Annotated in this window: 17 protein-coding genes and 1 pseudogene; 9 read left to right on the top strand and 9 right to left on the bottom strand. The window is 66.0% G+C overall.

The features are described from left to right. Positions 1 to 8 precede the first annotated feature (8 nt). Complete coding sequence (locus XI04_RS38740) at positions 9 to 173, bottom strand: hypothetical protein (RefSeq protein ID WP_442869374.1); 165 nt, start codon at positions 171 to 173, stop codon at positions 9 to 11. Between XI04_RS38740 and XI04_RS00455 the strand changes: the two are divergent. The 6 genes and pseudogenes from XI04_RS00455 to XI04_RS00435 all read left to right on the top strand — a co-directional run. After that, positions 121 to 1,438 (top strand): annotated as a pseudogene (locus XI04_RS00455) (ABC transporter permease); the annotation flags it as partial. The gene XI04_RS38740 and the pseudogene XI04_RS00455 overlap by 53 nt on opposite strands. A 207-nt stretch (positions 1,439 to 1,645) precedes the next feature. Continuing rightward, positions 1,646 to 1,972, top strand: a complete 327-nt coding sequence (locus XI04_RS38735) for an FtsX-like permease family protein (RefSeq protein ID WP_442869373.1) — start codon at positions 1,646 to 1,648, stop codon at positions 1,970 to 1,972. A gap of 90 nt (positions 1,973 to 2,062) precedes the next feature. After that, positions 2,063 to 2,773 carry a response regulator gene (locus tag XI04_RS00450; protein ID WP_271610393.1) on the top strand — a complete coding sequence of 237 codons (711 nt, stop codon included), beginning with the start codon at positions 2,063 to 2,065 and terminating at the stop codon, positions 2,771 to 2,773. Then, complete coding sequence (locus XI04_RS00445) at positions 2,770 to 4,101, top strand: ATP-binding protein (protein WP_271610392.1); 1,332 nt, start codon at positions 2,770 to 2,772, stop codon at positions 4,099 to 4,101. Before XI04_RS00450 ends, XI04_RS00445 begins: the two co-directional genes overlap by 4 nt. A 57-nt stretch (positions 4,102 to 4,158) precedes the next feature. Further along, positions 4,159 to 5,313, top strand: coding sequence for an MFS transporter (locus tag XI04_RS00440; protein WP_028143731.1), 1,155 nt, complete (start codon positions 4,159 to 4,161; stop codon positions 5,311 to 5,313). A gap of 160 nt (positions 5,314 to 5,473) precedes the next feature. Beyond that, complete coding sequence (locus tag XI04_RS00435; protein ID WP_271610391.1) at positions 5,474 to 8,320, top strand: ATP-binding protein; 2,847 nt, start codon at positions 5,474 to 5,476, stop codon at positions 8,318 to 8,320. A gap of 17 nt (positions 8,321 to 8,337) precedes the next feature. Here the strand turns inward: XI04_RS00435 and msrA are convergent, their stop codons facing one another. From msrA to XI04_RS00400, 7 genes are all read right to left on the bottom strand, one after another. Beyond that, positions 8,338 to 8,853 carry a peptide-methionine (S)-S-oxide reductase MsrA gene (gene msrA, locus XI04_RS00430; RefSeq protein WP_271610390.1) on the bottom strand — a complete coding sequence of 172 codons (516 nt, stop codon included), beginning with the start codon at positions 8,851 to 8,853 and terminating at the stop codon, positions 8,338 to 8,340. Positions 8,854 to 8,882: 29 nt separating this feature from the next. Then, on the bottom strand, positions 8,883 to 9,338 hold the full coding sequence (locus XI04_RS00425; protein WP_028143734.1) for a cupin domain-containing protein: 456 nt from the start codon (positions 9,336 to 9,338) through the stop codon (positions 8,883 to 8,885). A gap of 21 nt (positions 9,339 to 9,359) precedes the next feature. After that, positions 9,360 to 9,782, bottom strand: coding sequence for an OsmC family protein (locus XI04_RS00420; RefSeq protein ID WP_038949636.1), 423 nt, complete (start codon positions 9,780 to 9,782; stop codon positions 9,360 to 9,362). A gap of 109 nt (positions 9,783 to 9,891) precedes the next feature. Next, positions 9,892 to 10,740 carry an enoyl-CoA hydratase/isomerase family protein gene (locus XI04_RS00415; RefSeq protein WP_038949638.1) on the bottom strand — a complete coding sequence of 283 codons (849 nt, stop codon included), beginning with the start codon at positions 10,738 to 10,740 and terminating at the stop codon, positions 9,892 to 9,894. 31 nt (positions 10,741 to 10,771) lie between these two features. Beyond that, entirely contained in the window at positions 10,772 to 12,085 is a 1,314-nt protein-coding gene (locus tag XI04_RS00410) for an epoxide hydrolase family protein (RefSeq protein WP_212475549.1), read from the bottom strand. A gap of 244 nt (positions 12,086 to 12,329) precedes the next feature. Then, positions 12,330 to 13,019 (bottom strand): VOC family protein, encoded by a 690-nt coding sequence (locus XI04_RS00405; protein WP_028143738.1) that lies wholly within the window; start codon positions 13,017 to 13,019, stop codon positions 12,330 to 12,332. 145 nt (positions 13,020 to 13,164) lie between these two features. Continuing rightward, positions 13,165 to 13,836, bottom strand: coding sequence for a sensor histidine kinase (locus XI04_RS00400; protein WP_028143739.1), 672 nt, complete (start codon positions 13,834 to 13,836; stop codon positions 13,165 to 13,167). A 327-nt stretch (positions 13,837 to 14,163) separates the two neighbouring features. Between XI04_RS00400 and XI04_RS00395 the strand changes: the two genes are divergently transcribed. The 3 genes from XI04_RS00395 (at position 14,164) to XI04_RS00385 (ending at position 18,995) form a co-directional block, all read left to right on the top strand. Next, positions 14,164 to 17,022 (top strand): ATP-binding protein, encoded by a 2,859-nt coding sequence (locus XI04_RS00395; protein WP_271610389.1) that lies wholly within the window; start codon positions 14,164 to 14,166, stop codon positions 17,020 to 17,022. A 118-nt stretch (positions 17,023 to 17,140) separates the two neighbouring features. Further along, positions 17,141 to 17,848, top strand: a complete 708-nt coding sequence (locus XI04_RS00390; RefSeq protein ID WP_038949643.1) for a hypothetical protein — start codon at positions 17,141 to 17,143, stop codon at positions 17,846 to 17,848. Positions 17,849 to 18,038: 190 nt separating this feature from the next. Beyond that, positions 18,039 to 18,995 (top strand): alpha/beta fold hydrolase, encoded by a 957-nt coding sequence (locus XI04_RS00385; RefSeq protein WP_038949644.1) that lies wholly within the window; start codon positions 18,039 to 18,041, stop codon positions 18,993 to 18,995. Between the two features lie 52 nt (positions 18,996 to 19,047). On the opposite strand, the gene XI04_RS00380 is transcribed toward XI04_RS00385, so the two are convergent. Further along, complete coding sequence (locus tag XI04_RS00380; protein ID WP_271610387.1) at positions 19,048 to 21,930, bottom strand: ATP-binding protein; 2,883 nt, start codon at positions 21,928 to 21,930, stop codon at positions 19,048 to 19,050. Positions 21,931 to 22,097: the final 167 nt, after the last annotated feature.

Genomic DNA, 22,097 nt, shown 5'->3' with positions numbered 1-22,097 from the left:
ATGATCCCTCATTTGGCCGATCCGATCATCGCGATCGAGAAGGTTCGGCGGGAGTTCACGGCCGGCGACACCAGCGTGGTCGCGCTCGACGATTTCTCGCTGAGCATCCGGCCCGGCGAGATGGTGGCGATCATCGGCTCGTCCGGATCTGGCAAATCGACGCTGCTCAACATCCTCGGCTGTCTCGACCGCCCGACCTCCGGCACCTATCGCGTCGCCGGCAAGAACGTCTCCGAGCTCGATGCCGATGCGCTGGCGGCGCTGCGCCGCGAGCATTTCGGCTTCATCTTCCAGCGCTATCATCTGCTCGGCGACCTCTCGGCCGGCGAGAATGTCGAGATCCCCGCGATCTATGCCGGGATGAAGGCCCGCGAGCGCCGCACGCGCGCAGAGCAGCTTCTCGCAAGGCTCGGCGTCAACGACCGGCGCGGCCATCGCCCGAACCAGCTATCGGGCGGCCAGCAGCAGCGTGTCTCGATCGCACGCGCGCTGATCAACGGCGCCGAGGTCATCCTGGCGGACGAGCCCACCGGCGCGCTCGACCGGCGCAGCGGCGAGGAGGTCCTGAAGATCCTGAAAGAGCTGCACCGCGAGGGGCGGACGATCATCATCGTCACCCACGACGCCGATGTCGCCGCGCGGGCCGAACGCATCATCGAGCTGCGCGACGGCAGGATCGCCTCCGATCGCCGCGCGGAGACGACAAGCGCGTCGGAGCCGGCGGTTCCGGTGTCGCGGACGTCATGGAGCAGCGGCACCGGCTGGTCCGGCGCCTTGCGGCGCCTGCGGGAGGCCTCGCGGATGGCGCTGGTTGCGATGGCCGCGCACCGGCTGCGCGCCTTCCTGACCATGCTCGGCATCATCATCGGCATCGCCGCGGTGTCGTCGGTGGTCGCGCTCGGCAACGCGTCCCAGCGCAAGGTGCTGTCCGACATTTCGAGCCTCGGCACCAACACGATCGAGGTGTTTCCGGGCAAGGACTTTGGCGACGCCCGCGCCGGCAAGATCAAGACGCTGGTATTGGGCGACGCCCGCGCGCTCGGCCGGCAGGATTTCAGCCGGGGTCACGCCGACGGTGTCGACCAGCACGACGGTGCGATATCGCGGCAACGAGTCCAACGTGCTGGTGAACGGCGTCGGCGAGAGCTATTTCCAGGTCAAGGGCGCCAAGCTCGCGAAAGGACGCCTGTTCGATACCGATGCGATCCGCAACATCGAGCGGCAGGCCGTCATCGACGACAATACCCGCAAGACCTTCTTCGCCGACGACCAGACCTCCGGGATCGGCCGCGTGATCTGGCTCGGCAAGGTGCCCTGTCGCATCGTCGGCGTCATCGCCCAGCAGCAGGGCGGGTTCGGCTCGAACCAGAACCTGTCGGTCTACCTGCCCTACACCACCGTGCAGGCCCAGTTCACGGGCGATCGCGCGCTGCGCAGCATCCTGCTGCGGATCAGCGACGACGTTTCGACTGCGCTGGCGCAGGACGCGGTGACCACGCTACTGACACAGCGGCACAACAGCCGGGATTTCGTCATCCTCAACACCGACGATATCCGCCGCACCATCACCAGCACGACACAGACGCTGGCGTTCCTGGTGGCGGCGATCGCGGTGATCTCGCTGGTCGTCGGCGGCATCGGTGTCATGAACATCATGCTGGTGTCCGTATCGGAACGGATCAGCGAGATCGGCGTACGCATGGCGGTCGGCGCCAGGCGCAGCGACATCCTCCAGCAATTCCTGGTGGAAGCGACCCTGATCTCGTCGATCGGCGGCATCGCCGGCATTCTCGTCGCGATGCTGCTCGGCGTCGCCATCAACGTCGCGGTGCCCGGATTCGAGGTCAGCTATTCGACGTTCTCGATCGGCGCGGCGTTCCTGACCTCGACCGGGATCGGGGTTGCCTTCGGCTTCTTCCCCGCCCGCCGCGCCGCCTTCCTCGACCCCGTGGTGGCACTGAGCCGCGACTGACCTTAGGATTGCACGATGACCGTAGTTCTTCGGGCGAGACATTCGTCCGCAAATCGACCAACGATCGGCAACCCCGATGCGATTTCAATCATGACCAGCGGCCCCCAGAACATCCTGATCGTCGAGGACGACAAGCAGACCCGCGACCTCATCTCGCGTTATCTGCGTGATCACAACTTCTCGGTCGACGCGGTCGCGAACGGCAGGGAGATGGACCGCCATCTCTCCCGCGAGCGGGTCGACCTGATCGTGCTCGACCTGATGCTGCCGGGCGAGGACGGCCTCAGCCTCTGCCGCCGGCTGCGGATGGAGTCCACGACGCCGATCATCATCCTCACCGCGAAGGGCGAGGATCTCGACCGGATCCTCGGCCTCGAGATGGGCGCCGACGACTATCTGCCAAAGCCGTTCAACCCGCGCGAGCTCCTCGCCAGGATCAACGCGGTGCTGCGGCGGCGATCGAGCAGCCTCACGGGCCCCACCGCGGCGCGTCTCAAGTTCCAGGGCTGGACCATCGATCTGCGCCTGCGCGAATTGCGCGATCCCGAGGGCGCGCAGGTGCCACTGACCAGTGCCGAGTTCGATCTGCTGCAGGCCTTCTGCGAGCGGGCCGGCCGCATCCTCACCCGCGACAACCTCCTGAGCATGACGCGCGGTCGTGCCGGAGGAAGCTTCGGCCGCAGCATCGACGTGCTGGTCAGCCGGCTGCGCCGCAAGCTCGACCGGGCGGAAGGCGCATCCGTGATCAAGACCGTCCGCATCGGCGGGTACGTCTTCACCCCGAGGGTGGAGGAAGCATGAGCCGCACCGCCGACCTCGTCGCGCTCTTCAGCTTCAGGCGGATCAGCGGCCAGATCGCCGCCTTGATCCTGGGATCGCTGGTCCTGATCCATGTCCTGATCGCCGGCTATTTTCTCCTCAACCAGCCGAAGCTGCTGGCGGACACGCCGCTGGAGCAGATCGAGCTGATCGTGCGGATCATCGCCAACACGCCGAAGGCCGAGCGCGCGATCGTCCTCGACAGCGTCAGCCGGACCTTTCCGCCGCTCAAGCCCCAATTGCGGGACAGCGTATCCGCCGCCGCCACGCCGCAGTCGATGCGGACTTCACTGACCATCCCCTCTGCGCTTGGTGTCAGGGCCGAGCTCGTTCGCGGCAGCGGCGCGGACGGCGAGCGCGTCTGGTTCTACCTTCCGGGCGACGACGTGCTCGAAGCCACGATCGGATCGCCCAAGATGCCGGCCTTCGTCAGCGGCCTCTGGACCTCGACGCTGCTATTCCTCGTGGCAAGCCTGACGCTGCTCGGCGTCTGGGCCGGCCGCGCGCTCTCCTCGCCGCTGTCGGCCTTCGCGCGCGCGGCGGAGGATTTCAGCCTGAGCCGGTCCTCCGCGCCGCTGCCGGAAAACGGACCGGAGGAGATCAGGTCCGCGGCAAGGGCGCTGAACCGGATGCGCGATCGCATCACCACGTTGATGAACGACAGAACCCGCATGCTCGCGGCCATCAGCCATGATCTGCGCACCCCGATCACGCGTCTGCGGCTCCGTTCGGAATATATCGAGGATCCGGCACAACGCACGCAGACCGTGCGCGATCTCGACCAGATGCAGTCGATGCTCGAATCGGTGCTGTCGCTCCTGCGCAGCGAAAGCCCGGTCAAGCCGACGCTGGTGGACGTCGCGGCGCTGCTTCAGATGGTTTGCGAGCAGTTTTCGGATTCCGGATTTGCCGTGACCTATTCCGGCCCCGACAGGGCCGCCTTCGTCCTGCGGCCCGACGAAATCATTCGCGCGGTCACCAACCTCATCGAGAACGCAACGCGATTCGGAACTCAAATCGACGTCGCGCTGGTGACCGCCGAGGACCGGCTCGTCATCGACGTCTGCGACGACGGGCCGGGCATTCCCAACGAAAGCAAGGCCGCGATGCTGGAGCCCTTTGTGCGCGGAGAGGAAGCCCGCACCATGGACGAGACATCAGGATTTGGTCTCGGTCTGTCGATCGCGCAGGCGATCGTGACCGCGCATGGCGGAACGCTTCAGCTGCTCGACAACGCGCCAAAGGGCCTGCGCGTCCGCTTGCAGCTCGCGCGGGCCGCCCGCGACGATTTGGGAGCGCCTCGGACATAAAGCCGCGGCATTTCTCGGGCTTGTCGATCGCCCTGCCTCTGCTTCTCCGGAGTTCCCATGTCTTCCGCCGACCGGCCTGCGACGCGCCTTGCGACCCGGCTTGCCTTCCTCGTCGCGGGTTTCGGCATCTCGTGCTGGGCGCCGCTGGTGCCGTTCGCGAAGACGCGGCTCGGCGTCGATGACGGCGTGCTCGGACTGCTGCTGCTCAGCCTCGGCATCGGCTCGGTCATCGCGATGCTGGTGACCGGAATCGTGAGCGCGCGCTACGGCAGCAGGCCGATCATCATTGCCAGCGGGTTCGGCCTGGCGCTGGTCCTGCCCCTGCTCGCCATTGCGGCTTCGCCCGCAACGCTGGCGCTGGCGCTTTTCGCATTCGGCGCCGCGCTCGGCTCGATCGACGTCGCCATGAACATCCACGCCGTGGAGGTGGAGCGCGCCGCGCACCGCCCGCTGATGTCCGGCTTCCACGCCCTGTTCAGCATCGGGGGTTTTGCCGGATCCGCGCTGATGACGGCGCTGCTCTCGCTGCAATTCGGAACGCTCGCCTGCACGCTGGTCTGCTCCGCCCTGATGCTGCTCGCGATGGCCCTGACCTCGCCGCGCCTGCTTCGTTCCGTGCAGGTGCAGGAGGGCCCGCTGTTCGTGCTGCCGCACGGATCGGTGCTGCTGCTCGCGCTGCTCGGCGCCATCACCTTCCTGGTCGAAGGTGCGATGCTCGATTGGGGCGCCCTGCTCGTCATCGGTGCAGGTCTCGTCACCGAGGCGCAAGGCGGCGCCGGCTATATCGTGTTCTCGATCGCGATGACTGCGGGCCGGCTCGGCGGCGACGCCGTCGTCGCGCGGATCGGCGACCGCACGACATTGCTTTGGGGCAGCCTCATCGCGATCGCCGGTTTCGTGGTCCTGCTCACGGCGCCCATTGCAGCGGTCGCCATCGGCGGATTCCTGCTGATCGGGCTCGGCGCGTCGAATCTCGTGCCGGTGCTGTTCCGTCGGGCGGCGCGGCAGACGGTGATGCCCACGGGGCTTGCGGTCGCGGCGATCACGACCGCGGGCTACGCAGGAATCCTCATCGGCCCCGCCGGCGTCGGCTTCGTCGCACGTTTTGGCGGATTGCCCATGGCGTTCTGGCTGCTGGCTGCGCTGATGGGTCTGGTCACGCTGTCGGCACACATCGTCACAAAGGACAAGGGTAAGACCACGGCGACCTAACCCCTTCCATTTCCAGCATGATTCAGGCGGGGCCAAAGCCGACTGAAGTCATCTGCGCAGGTCTGCCAGCCATGCTGCTTTCGGCCAGTTTACTGGACGCCTCGTTCTGCTAGACCACAACAAAATACCTTTTGACTCCCGTTGCGGGGGGCAATGGCACGTGCCAGCTCACAATAACAACCAAGACTCGGCCATTTCATTCGGGCCATTTCGGCTGTTTCCCAAGTCCCGGCTCCTGGAAAAGGAAGGGGAGCCGCTTCACGTCGGCGGGCGCGCGCTCGATATTCTCATCCTGCTTGCCGAGCGCCCCGGAGAAGTCATCGACAAGAGAGAGCTGGTCAAGCGCATCTGGGCCGAGGTGAATGTCGACGAGGGCAGTCTGCGCTTCCATGTCGCAGCGCTCCGCAAGGTGCTCGGCGATACCGGAAAATCGGCCCGTTATGTCCTCAATGTACCCGGCCGTGGCTATTGCTTTGTCGCCCCGTTCGCTCAAGCGCCCTCGCAGGTCGCGCCAGCCGCCGCCGAAATCATTCCTCCCCGCTCCCTGCCCGCCCAGCTTGCGAAGATGGTCGGACGCGAGGAGGTCATCGAGAAGATTTCGAACGGCCTGACGCTCTATCGCTTCATGACCCTGGTCGGTCCCGGCGGCATCGGGAAGACCGCCGTCGCCGTCACGGTCGGGCATCGCCGCTCGGCGGATTTCGACGGCCGCGTCTTCTTCGTCGATTTCGGTCCGCTGCGGGATGCGAGCCATGTCCCAACCAGCATCGCCGCCGTCCTCGGACTGACCGTCAGCGCGGAGGATCCGACGCCGGCCCTGCTGACATTTCTGAAGACCGGGCCGGCCCTGCTGATCTTCGACAGCTGCGAGCATGTGCTGGATAATCTGGCGCCTCTCGTCGAGCGCATCGTTCGCGAAGCGCCGCAGCTTCGTGTTCTCGCCACCAGCCGCGAGTCGTTCCGAAGCGAAGGCGAGCGGATCTTCCGGCTGTTTCCGCTGGATTGTCCGCCCGAGCGCGACGGCCTCGACGTCGCCGAGGTTCTCGCCTACCCCGCGGCCCAGCTCTTCGTCGAGCGCATCGCGCAGAGCTCCGGGCCGTTCCAGCTCAGCGCCGAAGAGGCGCCGCTTGTCGCGAGCATCTGCCGGCGCCTCGACGGCATTGCGCTGGCGATCGAACTCGCGGCAGGCCGTGTCAATGCGTATGGCATCGCCGGCACCGCTTCCCTGCTCGACAGCCGCTTCTCGCTGCAATGGCGGGGACGGCGCACGGCCGTCCCGCGGCACCAGACGCTCGCCGCCGCCCTCGACTGGAGCTACGACCTGCTGCCTCCGGCGGAAAGCGCCACCTTGCGGCGATTGTCGGTGTTCGCAGGACCCTTCGCGCCGGAGGCGGCTGCCGCGGTCGCGTCCGGCGATGGCCTCAGCACCTCGGAGACGCTGGAGGCGATCGACAGCCTGGTCACCAAATCGCTGATCTCGCCATCCGGCTCGCGGACGCTGCGCTATCGCCTGCTCGACACCACGCGCACCTACGCGCTCGGGAAACTGAACGAGCTCGGCGAAGCCAGGCAGTTCGCGCGGCGTCATGCGGAGCATTTTCGTGATTTCTTCGAGCGCGCGGGGGCCGACGCGTCGACGCCGCTGCCCGAATGGCTCAGCACCTATGGTGGGGAGCTCGACAATGTGCGCGCGGCGCTGGACTGGGCCTTCGCGCCCGACGGCGACACCCGGCTCGGCGTTGCGCTGACGGCGGCCGCGGTCACCCTGTGGGTGCGTCTGTCGCTGTTCGCCGAATGCCGCGAGCGCAGCAGAACGGCACTGGCGGCGCTCGGAGACGACGGCGACAACGACCGCGTCCGCATGCAGCTCCTGTCGGCACTCGGCTGGTCGCTGATGTATGGCGAGGGCCGCGCGCGCGAGGCGCGCCCGATCCTCGAGACGACGCTCGAGCTGGCCGAGAGCCTCGACGACAAGGACTTCCGGCTGCGGGCGCTCTGGGGCCTGTGCATCGACCAGTTCAACAACGGGCAGTTCGGCAAGGCCCGCGTGCTCGCCGAGCGCTTTGCGAACGCGGCTGCGAATTCGCCTGACAGCACCGATCTCATGCTGGGCGACCGCCTGATGGCCGTCGCGTTGCATTACCTGGGTGATCAGAACGACGCGCGGCAACGCATCGACCGCGTGAACGCCTCGCTGCATGTGCTGGTGGCGAAGCCGAAAATCTTCCCACTCGACCTCAGGATATCGACGCAATATTTCCGGGCCCGCATCCTCTGGCTGCAGGGCCTTGCCGATCAGGCCCAGGCGCTCGCCGCTGAGAACATCGAGGAAGGCCGCGCCAACGGCCATGCGCTGACCTTCTGCAGCGTGCTGGGACAGGCCGCCTGCCCGATCGCGTTCTGGTCCGGCGATTTCGATGCCGCCGAGCGCCACGGCGCCGAGCTGCTCGAACACACCGAGCGCCACGGAATCCGGCTGTGGGGCCTATGGGCACGCGCCTTCAACGCCGCGGTCGTGGCCAGGCGCGGCGACATCGCCACCGGCCTGCCGCTTTTGCGGGAAGAGCTCAACCGCGCCGGCGATGCGCGCTTCCTGCCGCGCTTTCTGCCGCTGCTCGGCGAGCTCGCCGCGTGCTTCCTCGAAGCCGACCAGGTCGACCGCGGCCTCGACGTGATCGAAGACGTCCTGACCCGTTGCAACGACCGGCAGGAGCGCTGGTATCTGCCGGAGCTGCTCCGCATCAAGGGAGAATTGATGCTCAGGAGCGCGCGGCATGCGGAGCAGGCCGAGGTGCACTTTCGCGAGGCCATCGACATTGCCGCCCAGCAGGGCGCGCGCTTCTGGGAGCTCCGCTGCGCGACCAGCCTCGCGCGGGCCATGATCGGAGCCGGCCGGGGCGCGGAAGCCCGGGTGGTTCTCGACAACGTCTGCGGGACGTTTGCCGAAGGCTCCGATATCGCCGACATGCGCATGGCCCGCGATCTGATCGCGCGATCGCGGGCCTGACGGCACGGCGTCTTGATCTAGCCTCCGACGGCAGCAGCGCGGCGCGGCAGCTTCCAGCCGGGCCGGATGAAGTGGCAGGTGTAGCCGTCGGGATAACGTTCGAGATAGTCCTGATGCTCGGGCTCGGCCTGCCAGAACTCGCCTGCGGGCGCGACCTCGGTCACCACCTTGCCGGGCCACAGGCCGGACGCCTCGACGTCGGCAATGGTGTCTTCGGCGATCTTCTTCTGCTCGTCGCTCGCGTAGAAGATCGCGGAGCGATAGCTGGTGCCCCGATCATTGCCCTGGCGATCGAGCGTGGTGGGATCGTGGATCTGGAAGAAGAACTCCAGCATGGTCCGATAGCTGGTCCTGACGGGATCGAACATGATCTCGATCGCCTCGGCGTGGCCTTCGTGGTTGCGGTAGGTCGCGTTCTTCACCTTACCGCCGGTGTAGCCGACGCGTGTCGAGATCACGCCCGGTTGCTTGCGGATCAGATCCTGCATGCCCCAGAAGCAGCCTCCGGCCAAAACTGCGCGCTCCGTCGTCATTTGATGCTCCCTTGGTTTCGTCGAGATGCTTACCTTTGCTCCGCAACCGCACGCAAGCGCGGGTCATCCTTGTCGTCGTGATATTCGAGGCCCAGCGGCCCGATCGCACTCACCTGCGTGACATACTCGCCGGCCTTCGCCCAATGGAAATGCCAGGTCTCGCCAGGCAGCACGATAACACTCCCTGGCGGATAGGCGCTGACTTTATCGCCGTCAAAACTCTCGCCGAGCCCGATGTAGAACACGCCCGACATGACCGTGTAGATGCGGTCCTCCGGATGCTTGTGCGGCATCAACCTCGTGCCGCCGGGCACCTTGACCCGGACCACGTAAGGTCCGGGCTCGGCTGGATGTCCGACCATGACGGCCAATCGCGCACCGGGCGGAAATGCCGGAAAGGGTTGCCATGCGATATCCTCGGGCAGGATCGCCCGGAACCTGTCCTCATCCGGCTGATGTTGGCGAGACGGATTTTGGCGAGACATGGCAACACTCCCTGCGTTCAGTCAGCCCAGCTTGGCGTCGAGCGTGATCGCGGCGTTGAGCACCTTCGAGACCGGGCAGTTCTTCTCGGCCTCGCCGGCGATCTTGGCAAAACCTGCGTCGTCGAGGTTCGGCACCTTGGCACGCAAGGTCAGCGCGGACTTGCTGATCTTGAAGCCCTTGCCTTCGGGCTCGAGCGTGACGGCGGCTTCGGTCGAGAGCTCGTCCGGCGTGAAACCGGCCATCTGAAGGCCAAAGGCCAGCGCCATCGTAAAACAGCCGGCATGGGCCGCCGCGATCAACTCCTCGGGATTGGTACCCTTCTCGTTCTCGAAGCGGGTCTTGAACGAATAGGGTGTCTGCGCGAGCACGCTGGATTCGCTCGTCAGATGACCGGTCCCATCGCGACCGGTGCCTTTCCAGACTGCCGTTGCCTTGCGGATCATCTCAATTCTCCTTGTTTGATTTCAGCACCGCTACTCCGTACCGGTGGAAGGCGGCATCGGCGTGACCGCATGCCGCCGCTCCAACCGGCCGCGCGTCGCAACGGTTCCGTTAGCTGCCGATCTGTCCGACGTGGAAGCCGAGCCGGTTCTCGACGTCCCCGGAGCGGTGGAAGCCGCGCGCCATCAGCGCCTTGATCCTGGTCTGGCTCGCGGGGCGGCCGAGCGAGGCCAGGAACGCGTCCCACTCCGGCTTGATTTCGGCGTCCGGCGGCAGGCTTGCGACATCGACAAGGCGCTTGGTCTCGGCGATCGCCTCCTTGTCGAACGAGGCGATGCGCATGGCGAGTGCCTCGACGAAACCATCGAGCTCGGCGTCCGGCAACGACCGGTTGACGTAACCGTAGCGTTCGGCGAGATCGCCATGGATGTCGTCGGCGCCGAGCAGCACTTCGAGCGCACGGCCGCGGCCCATCAGGCGCGGCAATCGCGCCATCGGCCCGCCACCGGGCACGAGGCCCGCCCCGACCTCCCATTGCGACAGGATCGCCTTCTCGCGGCTGGCAAAGCGCATGTCGCTCGCGAGCGCGAGCTCGCTGCCGACACCGGTCGCGCGGCCCCGGATCGAGGCGATGGAGACGACCGGCGCGCGGCTGAGGCGCACCAGCATGTCGGGCAGCGCCTCGAGGCCGGTCGGCCCCGGCGGAATACGAAGCGAATCCTCCAGCGGCGCGAGGAAGTCGTAATGGGTGATGAAGAAGCCTTCGACGGCACTGTCGAACACCACGACCTTCACGTCCGGATCGGTCTCGATCCTGGTGACGATGTCGCCCAGCAGCGGCAGCTGCTTCGGGCCGAAAATATTCACCGGCGGCATGTCGAAGGTGACACGCCAGTAGGACGGCAGGCGGCGCTCGAGGTGGATCTGTTCGGTCGTGAAGGTGGGTTCGGGACGGTTCATGTCTTGCACTCCTGATGTGTGGGTTCGCATCTCAGATCGATTGCCGCAGCGGGCGGAACGCGGTGCGCACTTCCGCGGAGAACAGCGCCGGCTGCTCCCAGGCCGCGAAGTGTCCGCCCTTGTCGAGACGGTTGTAGTGGATCAGCTTGGGGTAGGCCTTCTCTGCCCAGCTCCGCGGCGCGGCGTAGATCTCGTCCGGAAAGACGCTGACGGCGACGGGAATCTTGACGTGCTTGGGCGCGAAGAACACCAGCTTGTTCTCCCAGTACAGGCGGGCCGAGGAGACCGCGGTGTTGGTGAGCCAATAGAGCGTGATATTGTCGACCACGTCGTCGCGCGACAGCCCTTCCGTCCGGCCGTCGAACACGCGCGCGATCATCGCGGCGCTGCGCGCATCGTGATCGAGCATCCAGGACGCGAGGCCCGCGGGCGAATCCACGAGGCCATTGAGCGTCTGCGGCCGGTTCGACATCTCGATCGCGTAGCCGAGACCGTGCTTGTAGAAATCATCGAGCTGGTCGTAGGCAAGGCGCTCGTCGGCCGAAAGGTTCGCCGGGCGCGTTCCGCCGGGTTGAAGCGCCTTGGCGATGTCGTCGGGGACGGTCGCGGGCATGTTGGTGTGGATGCCGAGCAATTCCGGCGGCGCGATCAGCGCCATCTGCTCCGTCACGGCATTACCCCAATCGCCGCCTTGCGCGACGTAGCGGCTGTAGCCGAGCCGCTTCATCAACACGACCCAGGCCCGCGCGATGCGCTGGGGATCCCAGCCGAGAACCGCCGGCTTGCCCGAGAAGCCGTGGCCGGGGAGCGAGGGAATCACAAGGTCGAACGCGTCCGCGGCCTTGGCACCGTGTGCGGTCGGATCGGTGAGCGGACCGACGATCTTCATCTGCTCGATGATCGAGCCGGGCCAGCCATGCGTGACGATCATCGGCAGTGCATTCTCGTGCCGCGAGCGGACGTGAATGAAGTGAATGTCGACGCCGTCGATTTCGGTGACGAATTGCGGCAAGGCGTTCAACCGCGCTTCCAGCTTGCGCCAGTCGTAGTCGCTCTGCCAGTAGCGCACGAGCTGTTGCACCGTCGTCACCTGCACGCCCTGCGACTGATCATTGACGATCTCGCGATCCGGCCAGCGCGTGGCAGCCAGGCGCCGGCGCAGGTCGAGCAGATCCTGCTCGGGCACGTTGATCTGGAAGGGGAGGATGGCGCCGCCTGCGGCGGCCCTGGCCGGATGCAGCGGCAACAGGCTCGATACGCTGGCGGCAACCGCGGTCATCGCGGCCTGGCTCAGCAATTGACGGCGATCGGGATTGAGGCTCTCGGTTCGTGCTTGCGCGGTCATGTTGGATCTCCCTTGCCTTGGTCGGTGACGCTGACCGAGTTCGAAATCAACGCGTCGGTTGGTGTGCAGAGAGATTGGCGCGGGCCCCGGAAATTTGCTCGTTATGGATTGTTAGCCTGCGTTAGCCGTTGCGAGTCCGCGCACCGCAAGAGGACGATGACATGCGCGCGATGCGACACGGCGCGCGATGACCATGTCATCGCGCGCCGTGTCGGCTAAAGTCGGAGATGCCTTTCGCGGCAGCTCAAGTCGGCAACGGCTGGCCGGCCTGCTCGCGGACGATGTAGTCGGCGTACCATTCCGCCCAGTTCTCGTCGTGCCCGCCGGTCCGCGCCTCATGCTCGCCATGCGCCAGCGCCGCGCGACGCAGCGCTGCGGCCAGATCGGTCGCTGAGGCGAATGCCGTACCGTCGCCTGCGATGCGTCCGGGCAATCGTGTCGTGACTTCCTGGAACAGCCAGCCATTGCCGTCGGGATCGCTGAACGCGGCGAATGAAGCATAGCTGCCGCGCTTCGGGTCAGCACCACTGACTCGAACGCTGCCGAACAGATAGGGCTCGTCAGGCCCGGCATGAACGTCGCCGGCACCGTGGAACGGCGCGCTGACTTCGACGCCGCGGTCGAGCAGATCCTGTCGTGCCGCCTCGAGATCGGAGACGACCAGATACAGGCCGCGCGCCGAGCCGGGCGCTGCCGCCGTGACGTTCCTGCCGAAGATCACCGAACAGGCCGAGCCCGGCGGCGTGAACTGGATCACGCGCCAGTCGTCGCCTGACGTGAAATCGGCATCCAGTCGCCAGCCGAGTCGCGCATAGAACGCCTTGGCGCGGTCGACATCGGACACCGGGATCACGAGGACCTCGAGCTTCATATCGACGCCGCGAGATGTCGAGGGCTTGGTTTCAGCTTCGCGATTGATCTCGATCACAGCCATGTCCAACTCCTTGTTTCTAGCCGCGGGCCCGGAATCGACACCCGCTCTGAACGTCAGGACTGTCGCGCAAACAACAGACCTTTGCCCGTTATGGAGTGTTAGGGTCCGCTAGCCGTTGTGAGGCAGGGGGAAGCTTCCCCCGCGGTCACGCCGCAGCAATCGGCATCACGATGGTGACCCGGGTGCCGCCCTCCCCCGCCTCGCCCTGCAGCCGCGCATGGATGCTGCGTGCGAGCCCTTCGAGAATCCGGCTACCGGTGCCCTGGAGCGGACCGGTCGCGCCGATGCCGTTGTCGGCCACCGTGCAGAGCCAGGCGCCGCCGCGCCGGGCCAGGCCGATGCGGATCAACGCACCATTCTTGCTCGGGAAAGCATGCTTTGCCGCATTCGTGACCAGCTCCGTCAGCATCAGCGCGAGCCGATGACGCTGCGCCGCCGGCAATGAGCCGCTTTCGATCGCAGCCTCGCAGCGGATACCTGCCGGTTCCAGCACAGCCTCGGAGATCGCCTCGCACAGGCTTTCGAAGAAGGCCGCTGTGGAGACGACCGGCAGATCGTCATGATCAGACAAGAGTTGATAGAGCCTGCCGAAGGCGACGATGCGCCGCTCGAGCCGGTCCACCGCCAGCGACATATCGCCCCTGCCCGCGCGCGTGAAATCGCGACGGACTGACGCACCCAGCAGCGTCAGCGTGTTCTTCATGCGATGGTGGGATTCCCGCAGCACGAGCTCCCAATCACGCGACTGATCATCGAGACCAGGTACAAATTGAGATCGAACGACGTGGTCGTTCGGCCGAGCGCCGATCGCGGACATCATAGCCTCCCGTTGAAAATTGCGTCTAACTCGAAGGCCATACTGGATGCTGTTTGCGCCCGTTGCTCGTTAGACGTTGCAAGATTCTGTTATGATCACCGTCGCGACGACCGAGATCCAGATCCGCCATCGCGGTCCAGCGCATTGCCGGATTGTCCCGATCGCTCGCTAGACCATTCGCGTTTAAGTTAGATTTGCGACGCTCCTCGCGCATCGGCCGATTGCGATGATCGCCACGCGATTTCGCCACTTTCAGCCAGTTTACTGGACGCCTCGTTCTGTTAGACCAAGACTGCACTTCAGCATTTTCACTGGAATTATTGGCCCGTGCCGGACACTAACGAGCAAGATTCGGTCATTGCCTTCGGACCATTCCGCTTGTTCGCGAAGTCGCGGCTGCTCGAGAAGGACGGCGTCCCGCTTCACCTCGGCGGCCGTGCGCTCGACATCCTCATTTTTCTCGCCGAGCGTGCGGGTGAGGTCGTTGACAAGCGGGAGCTGATCAAGCGCATCTGGGCCGACGTGAATGTCGACGAAGGCAGCCTGCGTTTCCACATCACGACGTTGCGCAAGGCCTTGAAGGACAAGGCCTTGAACGATGCCGGCGAAGGCTCCCGCTACGTGATCAACGTCCCCGGACGCGGCTATTGCTTCGCGGCCCCGCTGCTCCGGGCTGCGCCTTCGGAGAGCCGGACCAGCCCGCCCGACGCTTCGCTCCGCTCGCTGCCCGCGCCGCTCGCGAAGATGATCGGGCGGGACGATGCGGTCGAGAAGATCTCGGCCGAGCTTGCCCAGCATCGCTTCGTCACAATCGTCGGCCCGGGCGGGATCGGCAAGACGTCGGTGGCACTTGCCGTCGCGCATCGCGAGCTTGCCGGCTTCGATGACCAGGTGTGCTTCGTCGATTTCGGCGCGTTGACGGATGTCCGGCTGGTTCCCGGCACGATTGCGGCCGCACTGGGCCTGACCGTCAACGCCGACGATCCCGTGCCGAGCCTGCTGACGGTCCTGCGCAGCCGGCGCATGCTGCTGGTGTTCGACAGTTGCGAGCATATCCTCGATGAGCTCGCCCCTCTGGCCGAGCGCATGGTCCGCGAGGCGCCGAAGCTGCATATTCTGGCCACCAGCCGCGAATCCTTTCGCACCGAAGGTGAGCGCGTCCACCGGCTGTTTCCGCTGGATTGCCCGCCGCAGCGCGAAGGCCTCGGCATCGCCGACATCCTTGCCTATCCCGCAAGCCAGCTCTTCGTGGAACGCATTGCCGAGAGCCTGAGCGAATTCGAGCTCACCGAGGAGGATGCGCCGCTCGTTGCCGAGATCTGCCGGCGGCTGGACGGCATTGCCCTGGCAATCGAGCTCGCGGCCGGACGCGTCAACGCCTATGGCATTGCCGGGACCGCATCGCTGCTGGACAGCCGCTTCTCGCTGCTGTGGCGGGGACGGCGCACCGCGATTCCGCGGCACCAGACCCTGAGCGCAGCGCTTGCCTGGAGCTACGATTTGCTGCCGCCGGCCGAGAGCGCGACCCTGCGCGGCTTGTCGGTATTCGTCGGGCCGTTCACGCTGGAAGCCGCGCTTGCGGTCGCATCCTGCCAGGGCATCAGCGAGGGCGAAGGTGTGGAAGCCATTTCGAACCTGCTCTCCAAATCCCTGATCGCGACCTCGCCGGCGGAGCGGCGGTTGCGCTATCGCCTGCTCGACACCACCCGGGCCTTCATGGCGGACAAGCTCGTCGAGAATGGCGAAGCGGACCGCGTCGCGCGCGCCCACGCCGAATATTTCCGCGATTTCCTGCGCGACATTGCGCTGAAATCCACGGGCATGCAGAGCGCGGGCGGCTTCCTTCCCTATGCCGACCATGTGCCCAATGTCCGGGCCGCGCTGACCTTCAGCTTTTCGGACGGCGGCGACCGGACGATCGGCGTGGATCTGGCGGCCTCGGCGGCGCAGTTCTTCCTCGAACTGACATTGCTGACGGAATGCTACCGATGGACCCAGCAGGCGCTGGCGTCCCTCGACACCAGCGCGGTGGACAGCCGTCAGGAAATGACCTTGCAGGCCGCGCTCGGCGTCTCCGTGATGTTCACGCGAGGCAATACGGAAGCGGTCCGGTCGGCCTTCACGCGCAGTCTCGAGCTCGCCCGGCAGCTCAATGACCTGCACTGGCAGCTCTGGCTGCTGCGCGGATTGCACATCTACCTGACCAGGGTCGGAGATTTCCACGGTGCGCTCGGGACCGGCGAACAGGGCGAGGACGTTGCGCGCAAACTGAATGATTCCGCCGCCACGCTGAACGTGGATTGGATGCTCGGCGTCGCGCATCATCTGATCGGCAACCAGGACAAGGCGGTTCGGTTCTGCGAAAGCGCGATGGTGCACAATCCCGGCTCGCAACGGCTGAATATCGGGCATCTCGGCTATGACGACCGCATCGTCGCGCTGGTTGCGCTGGCGCGCGGGCTCTGGCTCACGGGCCGGCCCGAGCGAGCGGTCGAGGTGGCCAGATACACCGTTCGCGAGGCCGAGTTGCTCGAGCAGCCGCTCACCCTCGGCATCTCCCTGATCTGGACGATCTATGTGTTCCTCTGGGTCGGCGACTGGGCCAGTGCCGAAATCCTGATCGAGCGGCTGATCGACCATTCCGCGCGGCACTTCCTCGGCCCCTATCACGCGGTCGGCATCGGCCAGAAGGGCGAGCTGCTGCTGCGCCGGGGCGACGTCGCGGGGGGTATCGAGCACCTCCGCCGCAGTCAGGCTACGTTGTACGCCACACGGCACCGCATCATGACAACGGTGTTCGCGACGGCGCTCGCGGAGGGTCTCGCCTCCCAGAACCAGCCCGACGAGGCCTTGCAGACGATCAACGAGGCGATCGCCCAGATTCCCGATCATGGCGAATCCTTCGACATGCCAGAGATGCTCAGGATCAAGGGTGACATCCTCGCCGGGTCGGGCAACGCTGTGGAGGCCGAGAGTACCTTGCGCAGATCGCTCGATCTGTCCCGGCGTCAATCCGCGGTCGGCTGGGAGCTTCGCGGGGCGATCAGCCTCGCCCGCATCTGGGAGCAGGCCGGCAAGGCCGCTGACGTCCGCGCTTTGCTCAACCCCCTCGTTGCGCGCTACCAGGAGGGCCTCCAGACCCGCGATCTGATCGCTGCCAGGGAGCTGCTGGGCACCCTGAATTGAGAGTATCTTCAACGAGATACTGCCATGCTGCCCGCTCGCAACTCCTAACAACTTCTAACACGCCAAGCCGCATGCGCCCCGCCATGGTGGAGACACTGCACGGTGGATGTGGCGGGACATGGCGCTTCTTGACGATGTAATCGATGCCAGCGGCGGAATGGCCCGCTGGAACAGCTTGAGCCGGTTCACGCTCCACCTTTCCGTTGGCGGGACGCTGTTCTCCAGTGCCGGCCATGCCCGGGAATTCAAGGATGTGACCGCTGAAGGCTCGACCCGGACGCAATCGGTGCGCTTCACCGGCATCACCGGGGGTGAGCACTCCGGCTCCTTTCAACCGGATGCGATCACGATCGAGAGCCTGGATGGTGAGGTCCTGCGGTCCTGGCGTGACCCGAGCCTTGCATTCTCCGAGGTCGATCCACCTGCGCTTGCCGATGAACTGCATCTCGTCTTCTTCTGCGGCGTCGCGATCTGGAGTTATCTGACGATTCCATTCCTGCTTGCCCACCCCGATGTCGTGATCGAGGAGCTGTCGCCCTGGCAGGAGAATGCCGAAACCTGGCGGCGGCTGCGGGCACGATTCCCGGCTCACCTGATGACGCTCGCGCCCGAGCAGATATTCTATTTCGACGAGAGCGCCCTGCAGCGGCGGACAGATCACGATCTCTTCGGGATGAAGGTCGCACATTCTTCCTGGGCTCATGACAACTTCGGCGGCATCCTGGTGCCGACACTTCGGCGCGCGCAGACATTGCGGCCCGATGGAACCGTGATTGCCAAGCCGGTGCTGATGGACGTCGAGATCTTCGACGCCGTCTTCGAATAGCGGCGACACCTGATATCGCCGCTCTCAACGTCTAACATTACATAACGAGCCAACGGCCCGCCTCGAGCGCAGATTGGGTTCGCGAGCAACGCACGACGTGCTCGAACGAAACCCGGGCGACGCATCCACAAGCGTGGAATGCGTCGCAGCACTTTCCGCAAACCCTCGCGCCACGTGCAAGAGCAATGACATGAGCATTCCAGCCACACTCGCCCTCTCGGCCGCAATGGCCTGCGCCGTCGTGCAAGCCTCAGCGCAGGAATTGCGCTCGAGCCGGCGCTCGATCAGCTATCACAGCGTCGATGTTCGTGACCTCAAGATATTCTACCGCGAAGCTGGGCCAGCCGACGCCCCGACCGTGCTGCTGCTGCACGGCTTTCCGTCCTCGTCGCGGATGTGGGAGCCCCTGCTGCCGCTGCTCGCCGACAAATATCACGTGATCGCACCGGACTATCCCGGCTTCGGCAACAGCAGCGCGCCGCCGCCGTCCGATTTCACCTATACGTTCGACAACATCGCCGGCGTGATGAACGAGCTTACGGTGAAGCTCGGTCTTGGCAACTACGTCCTGTTCATGCAGGACTATGGCGGCCCGGTCGGCTTCCGCATGGCGCTGGCGCATCCCGAACGTGTCCGCGGGATCATCATCCAGAATGCCGTGTCGCACGAGCAGGGCTTGAGCCCGCTCTGGGAGGCGCGTCGCAGATATTGGGCCGATCCGGCCCACGAGCTCGAGGCGCTCAAGGCCAATTTCACCTCGCTGGCGGCAACGCGCCAGCGGCATCTCGGCTCCAGCCCGCACCCCGAACGCTACGACCCCGATAGCTGGACCGACGAATACGCCTTCCTGACCCGTCCGGGACAGGCCGAGATCCAGACCACGCTGTTCCTGGATTACCGGACCAACGTCGCCTCCTATCCGGAATGGCAGGAATGGTTGCGCAAGACCCGGCCGCCAACGCTGGTGGTCTGGGGCAAATACGATCCGTCCTTCGCGGTCGCCGGCGCGTCGGCCTATCGCGACGACGTTCCGGATGCGCAGGTTCACATCCTGGAAGCGGGCCATTTCGCGCTGGATGAAGCCACCGACGAAATCGCTGCGCTCGTTCGCGGCTTCCTTGCGCGACTGGACGGGCACAAGGGCTGACAGCAACCCGCGGGGCGGATCGCTACGGAGGCGCCGCCGCTGTTCGGCTTGATCAGGGGGAAGGCGGATTCAGCATGAGCCGTGCGGCCTTGAGATCGGCGGTCTCGAACCCTTCGGAGAACCGCGTGTACGTCTTGGCGAGCTGTTCGCGCGGATCTCGTACACCCTGCCGCTCGCGTAGCCGCGCCAGCGACATCTCGGTGCGCAGCCGCCAGGACAGCGCGCCCTGTTGCTCGGCGAGCTCTGCCGACGCAACAAGGCTAGCCTCGGCCGCGTCGAGCTTTCCGCTCTGCGCCTCGAGCTCTCCGCGCAGACGGAGCAGCTCCGGCATGTCGAAGGCGCCGCCTTCCTGCTCGACGCGGTCGATGGTTTCGTGAAGGACCTGAGCGCCTTCCGCCAAGCGCCCCAACGAGACCAGTCCGGAAGACAGATCCGCGGCGAACGCCGACATATAGAGCTCGTAGCGATCCGCGTGCAGACGCGGAAGCGCGCTCCGCAACAGGTCGATGCCGCCAATGGCCTCGCCGTGGGCAATCATGGTCTGCGCCCGAAAGCCGGTCGCAACGGCTTCGTAGGGGACGAGCCCGTGCATGCCCGCATGCGTGGCCAGCCGAGCGCTCATGGTCTCGACGGCGGACCAGTCGCCGACCCAACCGAACACCGAGGCGGACCAGCACAGCGCGATACAATGCATGACCACGTCGCGCGGCGCTGATGCGCCGACGAGCGGGCGGACGCATTCGAGCGCGCGATCGGGATAGCCGCGCAGCCACAACACGCGCGCGAGCGGAATTTGCGGCGTACGCGAATAGGCGAAATGTCCCGGTTGCGTGCCCCGCAGCGCGGCGTCGTCGCGCATGCCCTCGTCGAGATGAGCTTGCGCCTCGGCCTGGTCGCCGGCGAGGTGATAGGACACGCCGAGAAGCGCCTTGCTGCCCGCAATGCCCGCGGTATCGCCGATCAGGCGCGCGATCCGCTCGGCGTGACGCGCTGTCGGCACCAGATGCCGGTAGCCGCCGGTCCGGCGGTAGAACATGTTCAGTCGCGACAGCAGCCTGAACGTGTTGGCATGGTCGCCGAGCGCCTGCGCGATCTCCAGCCCGCGCCTGAGCGCCGCTTCCGCCTGCTCGCTGTTGCGCTCGGTGAACATGAAGGCGTGACCGAGCGTCGACTGAAGCTCGAGCTCCCATCGGCCGCCACGATCGGCGTCGTCGAGCATCGCGAGTGCGCGATCGGACCAGATGCGCGCCTCGTTCAGCAAATTGAGCTCGACGAACAGCCCCGTGCAACTGCCGGCAAGCGGCACGCGCAAATCGGCGCCGTCATCATGGGCGTAGCTCCAGGCCAGCGCCGCGCGGGAATCGGCGAGCAGACCCGCGCGCTCCTGCGAGCGGGACACCTGGCCGCTGCCGCCCTGCGCCGTCAGGCCGGCTTCGAGCGTGCGTTGAACGTAACAGGCGTGACGGCGCGCGATAGTGTTGGCCTCACCGCCATCCGCCAGCTTCTGCATGGCATAGGCACGCGTGGCATCCAGCAGGCGATAGCGCCGCGATGCGCCGTCCGGCTGCGAGGACACCAGCGACTTGGCCACGAGCTGCTCCAGCGCCTCGATGACGCGATCCTCCGGCGTTGCCTCCTCGGCCGCCACCGCTATGGCGCCCTTCAGGGTGAAGTGACCTGCGAAGACGGCGAGCCGCAGAAACACGATGCGCTCGTTCTCGCCGATCAGGCCGAAACTCCAGTCGAGCGTGGCACCGAGCGTCTGCTGCCGCGGCGGCGCCGTTCGCCGCCCGCGCCATTCGAGCTGCAGACGGCTGTCGAGCAGCGCCGCCATCTCGCGCAGCCCGTAGAGACCGACGCGCGCGGCGGCAAGTTCGATCGCGAGCGCGATGCCATCGAGCTTGCCGCAGATCTGCACCAGGATTTCCGCATCCTCGTCGGTGAGATCGTCGCGATGCCCCGCCGCACTGGCGCGGTCGACGAACAGGCGCGCCGCCGGATAATTCAGCACCTCGCCGGCGCTGAGGCGTGTGCCTTGCGGCGGGCCGGGCAGCGGAGCAAGCTCGAAAACCTGCTCGCCCGCCACCGACAGCTGCTCGCGGCTGGTGGCGAGGATGGCGACGCCGGGCGCCTCGCGGTGGATGTCTTCCGCGAGACGTGCGACCGCGTCGATGACGTGCTCACAGCTGTCGAGAACGAGAAGCAGCCGCCGCCCGCGCAGGAAATTGACGATGCTGCCACTCGGATCGTTGTGATGCACGACGAGGCCAAGCGCGGCGGCAACCGTGCTCGCTACCAACGCGGCATCCTTGAGCGGACCGAATTCAAGGAAATGGACGTTGCCCTCGAACCTGTCGTACAGGTCATGCGCGAGCGCGACCGCAATGGTGGTCTTGCCGATGCCGCCTGGCCCGCGCAGCGTGATGAAACGATCGCGGAGCAAGCGCGGCGCCAATTCGGCCACGATTTCGTCCCGCCCGACCATCCGGTCCAGGCGATGCGGCAGAGACGGCGACGGCGTCACCCTTTCGGCCGGCCGCGACGTGAGCGCAGGCGGCTCAGCGCGTGGGCCACGCTGCACCGGCGCGACGAAGCAATAACCCCGGCTCGGGATGTTGGTGATGTAGCGGACACCGTCCTTGCCGTCGCCGAGCACCTTGCGCAGCTCCGCGACATGAACCCGCAAGGAGATCTCCTCGACGGAGAGTCCGGACCACGCGTAGCCGAGAATCTCGTTCTTTGGCACCACCTCGCCGGCTCGGCTGACGAGCAGGCGCAAAATATCCATCGCCCGACTGCCGAGCTTGACCGGCACGCCGTCCTTCTCCAGCAGCCGCGAGCGCAGCGAGAACGGCCCGAACGAGACGGCATCGAGATCTGGGATCGTTCCGGCGCCGCCGCTGCGGGGGCCATGTCCTGCCGTGAGGTCGGTCACATCTTGCTCATCTTGACGACTGCTTCCTCGAAACGCGCGGGGACTATACCCGGCACCGATGCGAGGTCCAGCGAAGGCCCTGCGCGGATCTCACACCGGCACGTCGATCCCCACGCGATCCTCCTTGAGGTCCCCTCAAACAGCGGCAGCCGGGCAAATCTCCGACA

This window comes from Bradyrhizobium sp. CCBAU 11430 (assembly GCF_028128855.1).
In the GTDB taxonomy this organism is placed as follows: Bacteria; Pseudomonadota; Alphaproteobacteria; order Rhizobiales; family Xanthobacteraceae; genus Bradyrhizobium; species Bradyrhizobium ottawaense.
Note: the sequence above shows the minus strand (reverse complement) of the source record. Positions and strands in the feature narration are given on the sequence as shown.